We start from the raw sequence: 17,294 nt of genomic DNA, 5'->3' as shown, positions 1-17,294 counted from the left end.
TTAGTAGGTGGAGTGCTTGGCTGGTGCCATCGGCTAACCGGGAAAAGCGTCTTGAGGGGTTAAGATGAGCGCGCAGATCCACTACCGCACCACCACCGTGCAGGGCCAGGAGATCTTCTACCGCGAGGCCGGCGCGCCGGACGCCCCCGTGCTGCTCCTGCTGCACGGCTTTCCGAGCAGCTCGCACATGTTCCGCGAGTTGATCCCGCTGCTCGCCGGCCGCTACCGGCTGATCGCGCCGGACTACCCCGGCTTCGGCTACTCGGCCGCCCCACAGGTCGAGGAGTTCGACTACACCTTCGAGCGGCTGGCCGCGCTGGTCGGCGAGTTCACCGAGCAGCTGGGCCTGACCCGGTTCGCGCTCTACATGCAGGACTACGGCGCGCCGATCGGTCTGCGGCTCGCGCTCGCCCACCCCGAGCGGATCACCGCGATCGTCACCCAGAACGGCAATGCGTACGAGGACGGCCTGGTCCCCGAGGCCTGGGCGGACATCCGCGCCTACTGGGCCGACCGGAACCCGGTCACCGAGGCGCCGGTGCGGGCCACCCAGTCGGCGGAGGGCGTGATCTGGCAGTACACCCACGGCATCGCCGACCCGAGCCTGCTCAACCCGGACGCCTGGCGCCACGACATCGCCCTGCTCCAGCGGCCGGGGCTGGACCGCGTGCAGCTCCAGCTGATCGGTGACTACGGCAGCAATGTGGCGCTCTACCCGGAGTTCCACGAGTACTTCCGCCGCAGCCAGGTCCCGTTGCTCGCCGCTTGGGGAGCGCACGACGAGATCTTCGGCCCGGCGGGCGCCACCGCCTTCCTGCGCGACCTGCCCGAGGCGGAGGTGCACCTCCTGCCGACCGGCCACTTCGCGCTGGAGACGCACAGCGCGCAGATCGCGGCGTTGATCGACGGCTTCCTCTCCACCCGGGTGTCCCCTTTCGAGTGACGCCCGGGCGGGCCGCTCGCCGACCCCCACGACGGCCGCTAGCGTCGTCCCACGCGACTGCGCGTCCATGGTGCGTCGCGCCCATAGTGCGTCAATGTCTCTGGGGGACAACGATGTTCACTCCCATGCGGGTATCGGTGATCGGCTGCGGTCAGCTCGGGGCCGCACACGCGGCAGCGATGGCCGAACTGGGCCACGAGGTGGTCGGCGTCGAGACGGACCCGGACAAGTGCCGTGTGCTGTCCGGTGGTTCCGCCCACTTCTACGAGGAGGGGCTGGACGACCTGCTCGCCAAGCACACCGCCAGTGGCCGGCTTCGGTTCACCGAAGAGCTCGAAGTGGCGGTGCGCCACGCCGAGTTGCACTTCATCGCGGTCGGCACCCCGCTGCGCGCGGACGGCTTCGGCTACGACACCGGGCAACTCGTCGGCGTAATCGAGGCGTTGCTGGCGCTGATCGAGCAGCCGTGCACGATCGTCGGCAAGTCGACCGTCACCGTCGGCACGGTGGCGCGGCTGCAGCGGCTGATCGACGCGCACCCGGCGGCCGGGCTGGTCGAGCTGGTCTGGAACCCGGAGTTCCTGCGCGAGGGCCATGCCGTCGAGGACACGCTGTTCCCGGACCGGATCCTGGTCGGCCTCTCCTCGGCCCGCGCCCGTGAGGCGGTCGAAGCGGTGTTCGGGCCGATCCTGGAGCGTGGCGAGGTCGAGCTGATCGTCACGGATCCGGCCACCGCCGAGCTCGCGAAGTCGGCGGCGAACGCGTTCCTCGCCGCGAAGATCTCGTTCATCAACGCGATGGCCGAGGTCTGCGAGCTCACCGGCGCCGACGTCGAGCAGGTCGCCCACACCATGGGCATCGACCGGCGGATCGGCCACGGCGGGCTGCGGCCGGGGATCGGCTACGGCGGCGGCTGCCTGCCCAAGGACGTGGGCGCGTTCACCCACCGGGTCGCCGAACTCGGCGCCACCCGCGCGGCCGCGCTGCTGACGGCGGTCGACGAGGTCAACCGCGGGCGGCTGGAAGCGGCCGCCGCCCTGGTCGAGCGCGCGGCCGGCGGCTCGTTTGCGGCCGGCTCGCTGGCGGGGCTGACCGTCGGGCTGCTCGGCGCCGCGTTCAAAGCCGGCACCGGCGACGTCCGCGACTCGCCCGCGCTGCGGCTCGCCGAACGGCTGCACGAGCGCGGGGCCGCGATCCGGATCCACGACCCGCAGGCGCTCGCGGCCGCACGCCGCCTGCACCCCCGGTTCGACTACGCGCCCAGCGCCCTCGAGGCGGTGACCGGCGCCGACCTGGTGCTGCTCGGCACCGAGTGGCCCGAGTACACCGAGGACCCCAAACTGCCGCGCGAGGCGGCGCCGTTGGTCAACAGCCGGACCCTGGTCGATGTGCGCAACGCCGTCCTGCCGGAGGCCTGGCTGGCCGCCGACTGGCAGGTCTGGCAGCTCGGCAGGCCCGCACCCACGGGTAGTTGACGCAGCGTCAGGTCATCGTTCACGCGGCGACGGCGCGCGCCACCACCCGCAGATACCGTTCGATCGCCAGGTGCTGGAGCGCCGCCGCCACCGGGCGGCCCAACCGCGCGTACCAGGCGTCGAGCCGGGCGAACGCGACGACCTCGAACCAGACGTCGCCCGCCGCGTCCATGCTCACCACGAACGCCTCCTCGCCGCACTCCGGGTGCCCGGGCAGCGTGCCGTACGCGAAGCCGATCCGGTCGTCCTGCTCGACCGTCCAGACCACCCGGCACGGGATCACCAGTCGTGGCAGCCGGACGCCGGGCAGGCTGAGTCGCACCAGTACGGTGGCGCCGGCCGCCGCGCGCGACTGCGGCGGATAGACCGCGAACCCCGAGCCGAGCTGCGCGCCCCAGCCGAGCACGTACGCCCCGGCGCGCTCCAGCACCTCCCGGCCCTGCCCGAGGTGCACCCGGCGGCGGACCCACGAGTAGCCCTCCGGCAGCGCGGCGAACCGGCTCGCGCCGACCTCGGGGTAGCTCGGCGCGGAGGTGCGGGCGGCGAGGTAGCGGTGGTGCAGGGTGTAGGAGGGCATCAGACAGTTGTACGGCAGCCGATCGGCGGTCGCCAAACCAGGCGGCTGCCGAGAACGGATGGTGCCCGCCCGGACGTGGTCCGGGCGGGCGCGGTGTGGCGGTGGCAGTCAACTGCCGTCGGAACTCAGGACGGCAGGCGCGCGATGAGCCAGCTGCACAGCTCCTCGGTGATGATGGTGTGCCCGGTGGTGCCGGACGAGCAGCGGAACTCGTCCAGCTCGCTCTCGCCGGAGTCGATGGCGTCGACCTTCGCGTAGAGGTCCTCCTGCCGGTCGATGTCCCGGATCGCGACCGCGCTGACGGTGGGCACGAAGCAGACCGTCGGGTGGTTCAGCTCGACCTTGCCGCCCTTCTCCGTGAGCGCGTTGGCGACGATCTTGTACGAGTCGAGCGTGCCGCCGGGCGCGCCGTCCAGCTCCGGCAGAGCGGTGGTCTTGACGGTCTTGGTCTTGAACGGGATCAGGCGGCGCAGTTCGGCGACCGTGACGTCGTTGCCGGCGGCCTGGGTGAAGAAGGTGGTGCCGGGGAACGCGATCTGCCCGGTGCTCTTCAGTGCGACGTCACCGGGCGGCACGTCGACGCCGGTGCCGTCGCCGCTGCCGTTCGCGACCGCGATCTTGAACGGGATCGCCGGCCAGCCGCCCAGGTCGTCCAGCTCCTTGAGGAAGGCGGTGCGCAGCGGGTCCACCCGGACGGTGTCGGTGGCGCTGTCGTAGTGGCGCCAGAGCAGCTGCCGCGCGGCGTCGCTGTTCATCTGCTTGGCGAAGTCGTTGGCGGTCGGGATGAAGTGCGCGAAGGCCTGCAGGCCGATCGGGATGACGGCGCCGCGGTGCGGGGTGTCGTAGGAGAAGTACACCGCGGTCTTGTGGTCCACTCGCTGCCGCTCCAGCTTGAGCAGTGCGTAACGCGTGACCAGGCCGCCCATGCTGAAGCCGCCGACCGCGAGGCGCGCGTCGTCCAGCTGTTCGTCCCTCGTGCGCATGATGGCGGCGACCACGGCCTGGGCGTTGTCCTGGATCTTCGCCGTCCGCTCGTTGAAGCCGATCAGGATCACCGTGCGGCCCTGCTGCCGCAGCGCGCTCAGGAACTTGTAGGGCAGCTCGGAGTCGGTGGAGATACCGGTCTCCAGGCCCTGGGCGAGCCACTGCAGGTCGCTCCGGCCCAGGTTGAAGCCGTCGGCCATGATGACCGGCCGCTCGATGCCGGTGCTTCCCTCGCCGTAGTAGATCCAGGCGAAGCCGTTCGGCAACTCCCACTCCGTGTCCCGCTGGTGGACCGGGACGGTGATGATCGGCGCGGTGCTCAGTGGATCCGCGGCGATGTTCTTGCCGTCGAGCTGCTCCGCCTGGCCGTCCTGCTGTGCGGACATCAGCTACTCCTCAGGGATCTGCGCACGACACTGTGGCCCGGTCGAGCCGGGCAGGCTGCCGTGCGGGGGAGAATTGCGGTGGTGGCTTCATCATGCTCAGCTCATAGGAGAGTTGACGGTCGATCAGATAAGCCATCACTCGTTCGGGTGATATGACACATTGGGCGTTTGGACCCGACCCCACCCACGCCACCCATCCCGCTCTCTCCGGAGGTTGGACATGAAGCTCGGCCTGCACTACTGGAACTACTCCACTCCCGCCGACCCCGCCCTGATCGCGCCGACGCTGGCGCAGACCGCCCGGATCGCCGAGGAGTCGGGGGTCTCCTCGTTCACCGTGATGGACCACTACTTCCAGATGGAGCAGATGGCCCCGGCCGAGGAGCCGATGCTGGAGGGCTACACCACGCTCGGGTATCTCGCGGCGCTGACCGAGCGGATGACGCTGGGGCTGCTGGTCACCGGTGTGATGTACCGGCACCCGGGACTACTGGCGAAGATCGTCAGCACCCTCGACGTGCTCTCCGGCGGCCGGGCCCGGCTCGGCATCGGTGCGTCCTGGTACGAGCGCGAGCAGCGCGGCCTCGGCGTGCCGGTGGTGCCGGTGGCGGAGCGCTTCGAGCGGCTGGAGGAGACGCTGCAGATCTGCCTGCAGATGTGGAGCGAGAACAACGGGCCGTACCAGGGTGAGCACTACCAGCTGGCCGAGACGCTCTGCGTGCCGGCGCCGCTGACCCGCCCGCGCCCGCCGATCATGATCGGCGGCGGCGGCGAGAAGAAGACGCTGCGGCTGGTCGCCAAGTACGCGGACGCCTGCAACCTGTTCGGCACCGGCGTGGACGAGGTCACCCACAAGCTCGACGTGCTGCGTGCGCACTGCGCGGCCGAGGGGCGCGACTACGACGCCATCGAGAAGACCGTGGTCGCCTCCCGCCGCCCGGTGCTGGAGGACCTGGACGGATTCCTCGCCGACGCGGACGGCTACGCCAAGCTCGGCGTCACCGAGATCCAGGTGGTCCCGGACCGCCACCCGGTCACCTTCGCCGAGCTGCTCGCCGAGCGGCTGCTGCCGCGCCTGGCCACGATCGGCTAGCGAGCCCCGGAACAGGCCAACCAGGCAGCACACGAAGGGAAATGAGGCCGCATACGAAGCTGCCGAATCGTGATCTCCGATCATCGTCGAGCGGGAACCCGGGGCCGTACGGTGCACGTCGCTGGCTACGCCGCGTCATTTCGCGGCCCCGACAGACCCGGCGCACCTGCCCCGGCGCCGACCAGCACGACCGGAGAGACGAACGATGAACGGCCTGACCGACGGCAGTGCGGCGGACCCCGCCGACCGCCGACCGTGGACGCTGCCCGGCTACACCCACGAGCGCGAGCTGGGCGCGGGCGCGAGCGGGCGGGTGCTGCTCGCGCGGCACGACGCCACCGGCACCCGGGTCGCGATCAAGTACCTCGGCGCGGCGGTCGGTGACACCAGCGCACTGCGCTCCGAGGCCGTGCTGCTCGGCGGCCTCAGCTCTCCGCACGTGGCCGCGCTGTACGAGTACGTCGAGAGCGCGCACGGCGCGGCCATCGTGATGGAGCTGGTGGACGGCCTCGCGCTGCGCGCGCTGCTCCGCCAGGAGGGCGCGACCACGCCGGAGGCGGCGCTGGTCGTGCTCAAGGGCTCGCTGCTCGGGCTGGCGGCGGCCCATGCGGCGGGTGTCGTGCACCGCGACTACAAGCCGGAGAACGTGCTGGTCGCGGCCGACGGCTCGTCGAAGCTGGTGGACTTCGGCATCGCCGCCCGCAGCGGCGAGACCCCGGAGATCGCCGGCACCCCGGTCTACATGGCGCCCGAGCAGTGGGCGGGCGAGCCGGCCTCGCCGAGCGCCGACGTGTACGCGGCCACCGCGACGTTCTTCGAGTGCCTCACCGGCGCGAAGCCGTACAGCGGCACCACGCTCGCCGAACTGGCCGTCCAGCACACCGAGAGCCCGATCCCCGACGGCCTCGCGCCGGAACCCGTCCGGCCGCTGATCCGGGCCGGCCTGGCCAAGACGCCGGACGAGCGCCCGGCCAGTGCGGCCGCGCTCGTCGAGCAGCTGGAGCTGGTCGCGGCCGCCGGGTACGGCGAGGACTGGGAGCGGCGCGGCCGCCGGGCGCTCGCCGCGTTGGTCGCGCTGCTGCCGCTGCTGCTGCCGTCCGCAGGCGGCGCGGGCGCGGGCGGTACGGCGCTGGCGACGACGCGACTCGGCGCGGCCGACGCCGTGGACGCCGTGGATGCGACGGACAGCGCGGGCACCGCGGGCACGGCCCGACGGCTCGGCCGGCGGACCCGGCTGCTCGCCGGGGCGGTCGGCGTCGCGCTGCTGGCCGGCGGAACGGCCCGGCTCGCCTTGGCGGAGGGCGCGAGCGCCTCGACGACGAACGCGGTCACGGCGCCGGCGCCGGCACTGACCACCTCGCTCGGCCCGGACAGCACCGGGGGACCAGCCGCTCCACTGGTCGCGGCGGCTGCCACGGCCTCGACCCCGTCGGCACCCGCCTCCGCTCCGGTGACGCCCTCGCCCTCGTCCTCGCTCTTGTCGTCCCGCTCCGCTTCGCCCTCGCCTTCCCCCTCCCTCTCTCTCACTTCCTCCCCCTCGTCCCCTTTCTCGACCTCACCCACCTCCGCCCCCGCACCGGCCACCACCTCCGCCCCCGCACTGCCACCGCCCACCGCCGCGCCCGTCACCCCCGGCCCGTCGGCGACGCCTTCCGCAACCGTCCCGCCCACTCCGTCGGCGGTCCCGTCCTCCAGCCCGCCGACCGCCGTACCGTCGAGCACCCCGTCCAGCACGGCACCCAGTACGCCGGCGCCGGTGCTGCGGGTTCTCACGGTGTCGATCGACTCGTACGGCTGCGCCGGCATGTCCAGCACCGCCGGGACGGTCACGGTCCGCACGAACGGCGCGGCGGACGGAGTCCTGGTGCTCAGCTGGGTGGACGCCGGTACGGGCGCGCAGGTCGTCGCCACCGAGCGGATCACGCTCCCGAAGGGCCAGACCGTGGTGCGGCACAGCTTCCCGCACAACTTCGGCTACTACGACACTGCGCCGGAGTGGGGCCTGCGGGTGGCGACGGACCCGGCGGCCGCCCGGGGCCAGAACAGCTACCAACAGGTCCCCGCCTACCTCTGCAACCCGCCTCGCTGAGCATTCAGGCCCCAGGAACCAGGAACAGAGCAATGACAGCACCACACGAACCCGTGGAACCGGACAGCGCCCCGGGCGAGGAGATGACGGTCCGTCTCCCCGAGGCGGCCGCGGCCACGGCCACCGTCCGCCTCGCCGCACCGGCGGCGGCGGGGCTCCGCACCGTCCGGCTCGGAGACGCGGTCGATGCCGAGGCGGTCACCGTGCGCTTCGCCGAGCCCACCCCCACCGGGACGGACGCGACGGACGAGACGGACAGCGCCACGCTGCTCGCCGACGAGGCGTGGAGCACCCCGGCCGCGACCGTCGAACTCGGCGCCGCCGGCACCGCTGCCACGCGTATCGCCCCGCCCGAGGGCAGCTCCGACCTCGCGTCGTACCCCCACGGCCTGCGCCGCTTCGGCCCCGGCGTCCCGGCGGCGCCGGTCGCCACCCCCGAGCGCGTCGCCGAGCTCTGGCACGGCACGCCGCCCGCGCGGCAGCGCCGGCGCCGCCCGCTCGCCCTGCTGCTCGCCCTCGCCGCGCTACTCGCCGTCCTCGGCTACCTGGCCTGGCAGCGCTACTCGCCACCGCTCTCGGTCACCGCGATCTCCGTGCACACCGACCCGGCCGGCCCGGCCTGCGGCGGCACCCAGGCGGTGGTCGGCACGCTGGAGACGGACGGCCGCGCGGGCACGGTCACCTACCGCTGGCTGCGCAGCGACGGCACCGTCTCCGGCGACCTCAGCCAGCCGGTGCTGAAGGGCAGCCGCGAGACCACTGTGGTGCTCCGCTGGACCTTCGAGGGCCACGGGACGATGGCGGCCACCGCCACGCTCCAGGTGCTCACCCCGAAGGTGCTCACCCCGAGCGCCCGCTCCGCCTCGGCGTCCTTCAGCTACGACTGCCCGTGACTTCTCCCGGGCCTGGGAGGGTGGCGCGGCCCGGCCGCACTACCTCCCCAGGCCCGCCGACACCGGCAGCACCGGCAGCTCGGGCAGCGCCACCTGGTACAGCCAGGCGTCGAACAGCTCCACCAGCGACTGCTGCCCGGCGTACCGCTGCGCGTGCACCATGAAGTCCGCCGTCGTCGCCACGCCGTCGCGCCGGCCCGGTGCCCACTCGCGCAGCATCCGGTGGAACGCCTGCTCGCCCAGCGCGCAGCGCACCGCGTGCACGGTCAGCCCGCCGCGCTCGTACAGCCGGTCGTCGAACATCAGCTTCCTGCCCGGATCGGCCAGCCGCAGGTCCTGCGGCAGCCCGGCGAGCATCCGGTACGCGTCGGCCGCGTGCGCCTGCGCGCCGCGCCCGCCGGAGCGCTCGGCCCAGAGCCACTCCGCGTACTTGGCCAGGCCCTCGTTCAGCCAGATGTGCCGCCAGTCCGCGATGGTCACGCTGTTGCCGAACCACTGGTGCGCCAGCTCGTGCGCGACCAGCCGCTCGGAGCCGCGGGCGCCGTCCACGTGGTTCGTGCCGAAGACCGCCATCCCCTGCGCCTCGACCGGGACGTCCAGCTCCTCCTCGGCCACCACCACGGCGTACTCGCCGAACGGGTACGGGCCGAAGAGCTCCTCGAAGAGGCGCATCATCTGCGGCTGGCGGCCGAAGTCGGCGGCGAACCGGGGCACCAGCGCGGCCGGCACGTACCCGGTCTGCGGCACCGCGCCCGGCTCGCCGTCCACCAGCAGCACCTTCTCCAGCGGCGCGATCGCTATCCCGACCAGGTAGCTGGAGGTCGGCGCGGACTGCTCGAAGACCCAGGTCGTGCTGCTCGCCCGGGTGGCCCGGGTGAGCAGCCGCCCGCCGGTCACCACCTGGTACGGCGTCGGCGTGGTGATCGAGACGAGGTAGGAGGCCTTGTCGGCCGGCCGGTCGTTGCACGGGTACCAGGACGGCGCGCCGACGGGCTGGCTGGCCACCAGCGCGCCGTCGGTCAGCTCCTCCCAGCCCAGGCCGCCCCACTGGGTGCGGACCGGGCGCGGGTTGCCGCTGTAGTGCACCTCGGTGGTGAACGCGGCGCCCGCGGCGAGCGGCTTGGCCGGCTTGACCCGCAGCTTGCCGCCGCGGTGCGTGTAGTGCGCGGCGCGGCCATCGACCAGCACCCGGCCGATCCGGAAGTCGGCCAGGTCCAGAGCGAACTCGCGCAGCTGCTCCGGCCCGGCCAGCGCGCTGAGCCGGGCGGTGCCGGCCAGCCGGTTCGGGCCGGGGCGGTAGTCCAGGGTCAGCTCGTAGCGGTGCACCCGGTAGCGGGGGTCGCCGTGGTCGGGAAAGTACGGATCCTTGCTGCCCACGACTGAGTCCGCTCCCTGTGCTGCCGTAACGGTCATGCTGCTACGCCTGCCAGGCTTCGATCGGGTTGCCCAGCCAGCGCGTGTCCGCGGGCACCGATTCGGCACGCATCACCAGGGAGGCCGGTCCGAGCGTGCTGCGGGCCCCGATGGTGCTGCCGGGCAGCACGATCCCGCCCGGGCCGAGGGTGGCGCCCTCGCGGAGGATCACAGTATCCATGCGCATGATCCGGTCGTGGAAGAGGTGGGTCTGCAGGACGCAGCCGCGGTTGATGCTGACCCCGTCGCCGAGGGTGACCAGGTCGGCCTCGGGCAGCCAGTAGCTCTCGCACCAGACGCCGCGCCCGATCTTCGCGCCGAGCGCGCGCAGCCACAGCACCATCACCGGGCTGCCCGGCACCGCGCCGATCAGCCACGGCACGGCCAGCACCTCGGTGAACGTGTCCGCCAGCTCGTTGCGCCAGACGAACGAGCTCCACAGCGGGTGCTCGACGGCCCGGAACCGGCCGACCAGCAGCCACTTCGCGGCCAGCGACACCGCGCAGGCCAGCCCACCGGCCGCGAGTAGCACCACACCGGAGAGCAGCGCGATCAGCCACACCGGGCCGAGCGCGCAGAGCGCGCCGACGGTCAGCACGGCCAGCGCCGCCGAGCAGAAGACCGGCAGCAGCCGGGCCAGCTCGACCACGCCGCGGGCCCAGAACAGCCGGGCCGGCGGGTCGTAGGTCAGGCTCTGGTCGCCGGTCTCGGCGGAGCGCGGCAGCTTGACCGGGGGCAGGCCCAGGTAGGAGCTGCCCTTCTTGGCCTTCTTCGGCGTCGCCGAGAGCACGCCGACCAGGCCCCGGTCCGGCACGGCGCGCCCGGGCGCGGTCATCCCGGAGTTGCCGAGGAACGCCCGGTCACCGATCTCGGCCTTGCCGATCCGCAGCCAGCCGCCGCCCAGCTCGTACGGGGCGATCAGGGTGTCGTCGGCGAGGAAGGCGCCGTCGCCGACGGTGGTCATGCTGGGCAGCGCGAGCACGGTCGAGACCTCGGCGCGCTTGCCGACCTTCATGCCGAGCAGGCGCAGCCAGACCGGCGTGATCAGGCCGGCATAGAGCGGGAAGAGCGTCTCGCGGGCCAGGTCCATCAGCTGGCTGACCGCCCAGGCCTGCCAGCCGATCCGGCTGTGCAGCGGGTGGTAGCCGGTGGTCAGGCCCAGGCTGAGCATCCGGACCGCCAGCACCAGCAGCGCGGCGTAGGTCAAGCCGAAAGCGAGAGCGGCAGGCACAACCGAGAGCAGTGCTCCGCTCAGCGCCGAGCCGAGCCCGGAGTCCGGTGAGATGAACTGCGTGGCGATCAGCAGCGCGGGCGCGGCCGCCAGCACCGGCAGCAGCGTCAGCCCGAAGCCGCTCGCGCCGTAGACGGCCGCCCAGTGCGCGACGCGCGGCGGGCGCTGCTTGGGCCAGCCGCGCTCGGCCCGGCCCAGCTTGGCGGCCGGCGAGCCGCCCCAGCGCTGCCCGGTCGGCACCTGGCCGGTGACCGAGGAGCCCGGCAGGATCTCGGCCCGCTTGCCGACCCGGGCACCGGGGAACAGCGTGCTGCGGGTGCCGACCACGGCGCCCGAGCCGACCCTGACCTGGCCGATCTCCAGCAGGTCGCCGTCCAGCCAGTAGCCGGACAGGTCCACCTCGGCCTCGATCGCGCAGCCCTTGCCGAGCCGCAGCAGGCCGGTGACCGGCGGCAGCGCGTGCAGGTCCACGTCCTCCGCGATCCGGCAGCCGAGCGCGTTCCCGTACCGGACCAGCCAGGAGCCGGAGAGCGCGGTCGCGCCGCTCGCCTCGGCGAGCCGCTCGGCCGCCCACAGCCGCAGGTGCACCGAGCCGCCGCGCGGGTAGCTGCCAGGCTGCACACCGCGCAGCAGCAGCCGGGCGCCGCCGGCCCCGATCGCGACCCGCCCGACCGGACTGAAGAAGAGCAGGCCGCCGGCCGCGACCAGCCACCAGGAGGCCGTCGGTGCCCAGGGGAAGGCGCCGAACAGGTGCAGCACGTTGCCGAAGGCGAGCAGCGCGGTGGTCCAGCGCAGGCCGGTCAGCGTGAAGAGCGGGAGCAGCATCAGCAGCTGCAGCAGCTTGGCCCGGGTCGGGGTGACCGCGATCGTCCGGGACGCGCCGTCGCCCTGCGCCGAGCGCTCCAGGTGCCGGGCCAGCTTGCGCAGCACCGGCTGCTGGTAGATGTCCAGCACGGCGGCGGACGGGTAGCGGGTGCGCAGCAGCGTGGTCAGCCGGGCGGCGGCCAGGCTGCCGCCGCCGATCGCGAAGAAGTCGGCCTGCGCGCTGCCCACCGGCACGCCGAGGATCTCGCTCCACTGCTCCGCCAGCCAGGCCTCGGTGCCGTACAGCTGCTCGGTCGGACCGGAGTCCGGCAGGTCCAGCGGCCAGGGCAGCGCATTGCGGTCGACCTTGCCGGAGGTGCGGGTGGGCAGCTCCTCGACGGGCGCGAGCAGCGGGACCAGCGCGGCCGGCAGCTCGGCGCGCAGCCGCTCGACGGACGCCTCGCGGTCCCAGTCCTCCTGCACGACCAGGTAGCCCACCAGCAGCTGGTTGCCGCCGCGCGCGGTCCGCACCGCCGCCGCCGCGCCCTGCACGCCGGGCAGCGCCTGCAGCGCCGCGTCCACCTCGCCCAGCTCGATCCGGCGCCCGCCGAGCTTGATCTGCTCGTCGGCCCGGCCGAGGAAGACCAGGCCCTCGGGCTCGGCCCGGACCAGGTCGCCGCTGCGGTAGGCGCGGTCCCAGCCGAGCGACTCCAGCGGTGCGTACTTCTCGGCGTCCTTCACCGGGTCCAGGTAGCGGGCCAGGCCGACGCCGCCGATCACCAGCTGACCGCTCTCGCCCATCGCGACCGGGCGGCCGGCCTCGTCGACGACGGCGAGCTCCCAGCCGTCGAGCGGCAGCCCGATCCGCACCGGTCCCTCGCCGGTCAGCAGCGCGCCGCAGGCGACCACGGTCGCCTCGGTCGGGCCGTACGTGTTCCAGACCTCGCGGCCCTCGGTGACCAGGCGCTCGACCAGCTCGGGCGGGCAGGCCTCGCCGCCGAAGATCAGCAGCCGGACGTCGCCGAGCGCCTCGGCCGGCCAGAGCGCGGCCAGCGTGGGAACCGTGGAGACCACGGTGATCTCCTGCTCGGCCAGCCACGGGCCGAGGTCGGCGCCGCTGCGCACCTGCGAGCGCGGCACCGGGACCAGGCACGCGCCGTAGCGCCAGGCCAGCCACATCTCCTCGCAGGACGCGTCGAACGCGACCGAGAGCCCGGCCATCACCCGGTCGCCCGGGCCGATCGGCTCCTCCTGGAGGAACATCGCGGCCTCGGCGTCCACGAAGGCGGCGGCGTTGCGGTGCGTGACGGCGACGCCCTTGGGCTTGCCGGTGGAGCCGGAGGTGAAGATGATCCAGGCGTCGTGCTCCGGGGTCGGCCGCGCGGCCGGGCCGCTGCCCTCGCGCAGCACGGTCAGCTCGCGCCCGGCGCCGATCACGGCGGTCACCTCGGCCTCGCCGAAGACCAGGTCGGCGCGCTCCTGCGGGTCCTCGAAGTCCACCGGCACGTAGGCGGCGCCGGCGGCCAGCACGGCGAGGATCGCCACGTAGAGGTCATTGCCGCCGGACGGGACCCGGACGCCGACCCGGTCGCCGAGGCCGACGCCGGCGGCGGCCAGCTTGCGGCGCTGCGCCTCGACCTCGGCGGTCAGCGCGCGGTAGCTGAGCACCTGCTGTCCGTCGTCGAGCGCGGGCTCGTTCGGGTGCGCCTGGGCGCTGGCGGCCAGCACGTCCACCAGGGTGCGCGGGGCCGGGGCGGATCGGGCTCCGAACAGTGCCGGCGCAGGCGCGACCTGGGCGACCGGCTCTCGCTCGTCGCCCGGTGCGCTGATCTGTTCCATGACTGCCATGCGGTCCTCGTCCCTCTTCCCCCACCTGGGGCTCCGGCCGGACCGGGACTGACCTGCGGATTTTCCGCCTGGCCGGGCCGTGGGTTCCGGGAACGGAGCACAACAACCCGATCGATGGTAGCCCGGTGGCGGGCCGAACCAAGAGTGCCTTCAGCTGCGGAAAGACGGCCAACTGGCCAAGATCTTCGCATAACTGACGGATCGTCAGCTCATATGTCCATTGCCAGGGACGAGAACTGATGAACCGTCAGACAAATTGACGGTCCGTCAGATCGGATTTCGGAATGTGACTCAGAGCACAACGCTACCGGTGTGTCGCGCAGGGTGCACGGCGGCTGCCGCCGTCCGGGCGTGTGGGCGCGGGTGTGGGTGTGGGTTGCTCCGGGTCAGGGCGCCGGGGCCTGTCCGCCGTCGGTGGCAGGTGGTAGTGATGGGGCAGAGGCCGTCGACGCAGGGAGCGCGCATGTCCGTCACCGTCCGTGTCAGTCAGGACTTCCCGGTCTCCCCGGCGGAGCTCTGGCGCGAGATCACCGAGCCGGAGCGGCTGGCGGCCTGGTTCTGGCCCCCGCGGCTGGCGCCGGTGGTGCGGATCGGTGCCGGCCGTTTCGAGATCGCCGGCGACGGGCTGGCGGTCGGCGGACCGGTGCGCGAGGTGCGGCGGGAGCGGCTGCTGGAGCTCGGCTGGCAGTGGGCGGGCGAGGATGCTGTCAGTGCGCTCTCGGTGGAGCTGACGGCGGACGGTGCGGCGACCCTGCTCACGCTGACCCATCGCGGGATCGCCGACCTCGACGAGGCCGCGGAGCACGAGCGCGGCTGGCGGGACTGTCTGGACCGGCTCGCCGCGGTGACGGCTGCGGCGGTCGCCGTCGAGGGGTAGGCGCAGGAGAGGGGCGGGCGCAGGAGGGGCGGGGGCGTGAAAGGGGTGGGCCTGGCCGGGGGAGCCGGCCAGGCCCGTGCGGGGGTGGTTCGTGCGGGTGGTGGTCCGGGGGTGCTCGGAATTCGGGCGTCCTCAGAAGCGGAACACCGGGTCGGTCTTGGTGTGCAGGCCGCACGGATTGGCGAAGCTGTGCGTCCAGTGCAGGTCCTGCCCCTGCCAGGTGCCGTCGGCGAAGGCCGTGACCGGTAGGTAGAGCTCGTTGCAGAGCACACCCGGCGTCCCGGTCAGCAGGTCGAGGTCGCCGCCGGTGGGCTCGATCGCGTCGCAGGCGGCTTGGGGCATCGGATGGCTGCCGCCGGCCGGATCGCAGAACAGTTGGACGCTTCGCTCGTTACCACTGGTGTCGTCGCGAATCGTCAGCAGCAGGTAGCTGGGTGCCCCGGCGGGGGCGGCCTGTGCCGGGGTGGGCACGGTCAGGAAGGCGAGAGCGACGGCCGCGAGGGCCGCGCGGATGCGCAGGGAGATCACCCGCACAGAGGTACCACCGCCTGCTGCACCACGCCCAAGCCGTCACCCCATCGTGGGCGCGTCGGCCAACTCGTCCGGGTTGCGGGCCTCTTCGGCGAGCGCGCCGGCCAGCACCGCGTCCAGCAGGCCGGGGAAGAGTTCGGCCAGGTCGGCGGTGCGCAGCGTGCTCATCCGCGAAGTGCCGCGCCGGTGCTGGCGGATGACCCCGGCCTCGCGCAGCACCCGGAAGTGGTGCGTGCTGGTCGACTTGCTGACCGGCAGTGAGAACGCGATGCAGGACATCTCCTGGTGACCTGCGGCCAGCGCCCGCACGATGCTCAGCCGCAGCGGATCGGCGAGCGCATGCAGCAGCTCGGCCAGCCGGATCTGCCCGGCCGCCGGTTCGGGGAGCAGCGTCTCATCGGTCACCCGGTCACTAGTCACCCGCCCATTGTATGAGCCCCCTCGTAGTACGAAGAGTTTCGTAGTACGGTGAATCTCGTACATGAGACCCGATGTGAGGAGCCCGCTGTGCCTGCGTCCGCCCTTTTCGAGCCGATCACCCTGCGCGAGCTGACCATCCCCAATCGGGTCTGGATGGCCCCGATGTGCATGTACTACGCGGCCTCCGAGGGGCCGGAGACCGGCGTGGCCACCGACTTCCACCTCGCGCACCTGGCCTCCCGGGCGGCCGGCGGGACCGGCCTGGTGATGGTCGAGGCCACCGGCGTGCTGCCGCAGGGCCGGATCAGCCCGTTCGACCTCGGCCTGTGGAACGACCGGCAGCGCGACGCGCTGGTCCGGGTGACGGCCGCGATCAAGGAGTACGGCTCGGTGCCGGCGATCCAGCTCGCACACGCCGGTCGCAAGGCGTCCAGCCGCTCGCCATGGGTCGGCGGCGCGCCGCTGACCGGCGACGAGGGCGCCTGGCGGACCGTCGGCCCGAGCAACCGGGCGTTCGAGAGCCACCCGGAGCCGGACGCGCTGACCGTCGCGGAGATCCAGGAGATCGTCCAGGCCTTCCGGGCCGCCGCCGAGCGCGCGCTGGCGGCCGGCTTCCAGGCCATCGAGGTGCACGGCGCACACGGCTACCTGCTGCACTCCTTCCTCTCGCCGCACTCCAACCACCGGACCGACGAGTACGGCGGCTCGTTCGAGAACCGGGTGCGCTTCCCGCTCCAGGTCGTCCGGGCGATCCGCGAGGTATGGCCGGCCGAACTGCCGCTGCTGTACCGCATCTCGGCCACCGACTGGCTGACCGAGAACCCCGAGGACGAGCGCGACGGCTGGAACCCCGAGGACACCGTGCGACTGGCCGGGGACCTGCGCGAGGCCGGCGTCGATCTGCTCGACGTCTCCAGTGGCGGCCTGGTCGGCACCGCGAAGATCCCGGTCGGGCCGGGCTACCAGGTCCCGTTCGCGACCCAGGTGCGCGAGGCGACCGGACTGGCCACCGGCGCGGTCGGCCTGATCACCGAGGCAGCCCAGGCAGAGGAGATCATCGCCGAGGGGCGCGCGGACGTGGTCCTGCTCGGACGCGAGCTGCTCCGCAACCCGTACTGGGCACACCAGGCAGCGCGCGAGCTCGGCGCCGAGCGCAACTGGCACTCGCAGTACGCGGTCGCGGTGGGGGACCGCGGCTGACCGATGGCCGATGGCCGATGGTGGCTGGCGGGTGGCAGCCTGGCGAGAACAGATAACGGGTAACAGATAGAAGCTGACAGCTGACAGAATCGCGATTCTGTCAGCTGTCAGCTTCTATCTGTTACCCGTCTGTCGTCAGCCGTCATTCGCCATCTGCCATCTGTCAGCGCGCCGGCCGGGGCTGCCGGTTGGCGGCTATCGGCGAGTCCCGCCCCGGCCCGCGTCTGCGCTGGGCGGCGATCTGCCGGGAGACCACCACCTCCAGGAGGCAGAAGACGATGCCGAACACCCCGAACCCGGTGGCGACCAGCGCGAAGGTCAGGGTCTTGGGGGTGTGTGCGAAGGAGGCGAGCAGCGCGATGATCAGGCAGTTGACGGTGAAGGCGAAGAACACCATGGTGCGTACCAGCGCCGACCGCACCTCGTCCGGCATCCGGCGACGGGCAGCGGACATCGGAGACCCCCTTTTGCGTGGGGTTACCCCGTGTACCCCCGATCGAGTGCCTGCCCGGCTCCGTTGATCTCAAACG

The 17,294-nt window shown here is 72.8% G+C and carries 14 protein-coding genes; 7 read left to right on the top strand and 7 right to left on the bottom strand.

What is annotated here, in order from left to right; all coding sequences use genetic code 11:
• Nucleotides 1–64: 64 nt before the first annotated feature.
• Entirely contained in the window at nucleotides 65–943 is an 879-nt protein-coding gene (locus AC060L_RS30360; RefSeq protein ID WP_483802164.1) for an alpha/beta fold hydrolase, read from the top strand.
• Between the two features lie 113 nt (nucleotides 944–1,056).
• On the top strand, nucleotides 1,057–2,418 hold the full coding sequence (locus AC060L_RS30355; protein WP_483802163.1) for a UDP-glucose dehydrogenase family protein: 1,362 nt from the start codon (nucleotides 1,057–1,059) through the stop codon (nucleotides 2,416–2,418).
• Nucleotides 2,419–2,437: 19 nt separating this feature from the next.
• Here the strand turns inward: AC060L_RS30355 and AC060L_RS30350 are convergent, their stop codons facing one another.
• Together AC060L_RS30350 and AC060L_RS30345 are read right to left on the bottom strand one after the other, a co-directional pair.
• The gene (locus tag AC060L_RS30350) at nucleotides 2,438–2,995 is read right to left on the bottom strand and encodes a DUF1990 family protein (RefSeq protein ID WP_483802162.1); all 558 of its coding nucleotides are present in this window, start codon (nucleotides 2,993–2,995) and stop codon (nucleotides 2,438–2,440) included.
• Nucleotides 2,996–3,120: 125 nt separating this feature from the next.
• Nucleotides 3,121–4,365, bottom strand: a complete 1,245-nt coding sequence (locus tag AC060L_RS30345; protein ID WP_483802161.1) for an esterase/lipase family protein — start codon at nucleotides 4,363–4,365, stop codon at nucleotides 3,121–3,123.
• Between the two features lie 220 nt (nucleotides 4,366–4,585).
• Here AC060L_RS30345 and AC060L_RS30340 point away from each other — a divergent pair, with 220 nt between their 5' ends.
• From AC060L_RS30340 to AC060L_RS30330, 3 genes are all read left to right on the top strand, one after another.
• The gene (locus AC060L_RS30340; protein WP_483802160.1) at nucleotides 4,586–5,458 is read left to right on the top strand and encodes an LLM class F420-dependent oxidoreductase; all 873 of its coding nucleotides are present in this window, start codon (nucleotides 4,586–4,588) and stop codon (nucleotides 5,456–5,458) included.
• Between the two features lie 205 nt (nucleotides 5,459–5,663).
• Nucleotides 5,664–7,547: a protein kinase domain-containing protein gene (locus AC060L_RS30335; RefSeq protein WP_483802159.1), complete on the top strand. Its 1,884-nt coding sequence runs from the start codon at nucleotides 5,664–5,666 to the stop codon at nucleotides 7,545–7,547.
• A 32-nt stretch (nucleotides 7,548–7,579) separates the two neighbouring features.
• Entirely contained in the window at nucleotides 7,580–8,440 is an 861-nt protein-coding gene (locus tag AC060L_RS30330; RefSeq protein WP_483802158.1) for a hypothetical protein, read from the top strand.
• A 39-nt stretch (nucleotides 8,441–8,479) separates the two neighbouring features.
• Here AC060L_RS30330 and AC060L_RS30325 read toward each other — a convergent pair whose 3' ends face one another.
• Complete coding sequence (locus tag AC060L_RS30325) at nucleotides 8,480–9,853, bottom strand: M1 family metallopeptidase (RefSeq protein WP_483802157.1); 1,374 nt, start codon at nucleotides 9,851–9,853, stop codon at nucleotides 8,480–8,482.
• Nucleotides 9,854–9,857: 4 nt separating this feature from the next.
• Complete coding sequence (locus AC060L_RS30320) at nucleotides 9,858–13,736, bottom strand: Pls/PosA family non-ribosomal peptide synthetase (protein WP_483802156.1); 3,879 nt, start codon at nucleotides 13,734–13,736, stop codon at nucleotides 9,858–9,860.
• Nucleotides 13,737–14,199: 463 nt separating this feature from the next.
• On the opposite strand from AC060L_RS30320, the gene AC060L_RS30315 reads away from it, so the two are divergent.
• Nucleotides 14,200–14,613, top strand: a complete 414-nt coding sequence (locus AC060L_RS30315) for an SRPBCC family protein (protein WP_483802155.1) — start codon at nucleotides 14,200–14,202, stop codon at nucleotides 14,611–14,613.
• A gap of 132 nt (nucleotides 14,614–14,745) precedes the next feature.
• Here the strand turns inward: AC060L_RS30315 and AC060L_RS30310 are convergent, their stop codons facing one another.
• Complete coding sequence (locus AC060L_RS30310; protein ID WP_483802154.1) at nucleotides 14,746–15,141, bottom strand: SSI family serine proteinase inhibitor; 396 nt, start codon at nucleotides 15,139–15,141, stop codon at nucleotides 14,746–14,748.
• A 42-nt stretch (nucleotides 15,142–15,183) separates the two neighbouring features.
• Entirely contained in the window at nucleotides 15,184–15,564 is a 381-nt protein-coding gene (locus AC060L_RS30305; protein ID WP_483802153.1) for an ArsR/SmtB family transcription factor, read from the bottom strand.
• 87 nt (nucleotides 15,565–15,651) lie between these two features.
• Between AC060L_RS30305 and AC060L_RS30300 the strand changes: the two genes are divergently transcribed.
• Nucleotides 15,652–16,764, top strand: coding sequence for an NADH:flavin oxidoreductase/NADH oxidase (locus AC060L_RS30300; RefSeq protein ID WP_483802152.1), 1,113 nt, complete (start codon nucleotides 15,652–15,654; stop codon nucleotides 16,762–16,764).
• 163 nt (nucleotides 16,765–16,927) lie between these two features.
• On the opposite strand, the gene AC060L_RS30295 is transcribed toward AC060L_RS30300, so the two are convergent.
• Nucleotides 16,928–17,218: a hypothetical protein gene (locus AC060L_RS30295; protein WP_483802151.1), complete on the bottom strand. Its 291-nt coding sequence runs from the start codon at nucleotides 17,216–17,218 to the stop codon at nucleotides 16,928–16,930.
• Between the last annotated feature and the right edge of the window lie 76 nt (nucleotides 17,219–17,294).

It is taken from the genome of Kitasatospora sp. NEAU-69, assembly GCF_057158765.1.
Note: the sequence above shows the minus strand (reverse complement) of the source record. Positions and strands in the feature narration are given on the sequence as shown.

Bases quoted from the DNA above. Each gene is read 5' to 3' on its own strand.
- AC060L_RS30335 (WP_483802159.1), top strand. From the start codon at position 5,664: ATGAACGGCCTGACCGACGGCAGTGCGGCGGACCCCGCCGACCGCCGA.
- AC060L_RS30340 (WP_483802160.1), top strand. From the start codon at position 4,586: ATGAAGCTCGGCCTGCACTACTGGAACTACTCCACTCCCGCCGACCCC.
- AC060L_RS30345 (WP_483802161.1), bottom strand. From the start codon at position 4,365: ATGTCCGCACAGCAGGACGGCCAGGCGGAGCAGCTCGACGGCAAGAAC.
- AC060L_RS30350 (WP_483802162.1), bottom strand. From the start codon at position 2,995: ATGCCCTCCTACACCCTGCACCACCGCTACCTCGCCGCCCGCACCTCC.
- AC060L_RS30355 (WP_483802163.1), top strand. From the start codon at position 1,057: ATGTTCACTCCCATGCGGGTATCGGTGATCGGCTGCGGTCAGCTCGGG.
- AC060L_RS30360 (WP_483802164.1), top strand. From the start codon at position 65: ATGAGCGCGCAGATCCACTACCGCACCACCACCGTGCAGGGCCAGGAG.
- AC060L_RS30315 (WP_483802155.1), top strand. From the start codon at position 14,200: ATGTCCGTCACCGTCCGTGTCAGTCAGGACTTCCCGGTCTCCCCGGCG.
- AC060L_RS30320 (WP_483802156.1), bottom strand. From the start codon at position 13,736: ATGGCAGTCATGGAACAGATCAGCGCACCGGGCGACGAGCGAGAGCCG.
- AC060L_RS30330 (WP_483802158.1), top strand. From the start codon at position 7,580: ATGACAGCACCACACGAACCCGTGGAACCGGACAGCGCCCCGGGCGAG.
- AC060L_RS30295 (WP_483802151.1), bottom strand. From the start codon at position 17,218: ATGTCCGCTGCCCGTCGCCGGATGCCGGACGAGGTGCGGTCGGCGCTG.
- AC060L_RS30325 (WP_483802157.1), bottom strand. From the start codon at position 9,853: ATGACCGTTACGGCAGCACAGGGAGCGGACTCAGTCGTGGGCAGCAAG.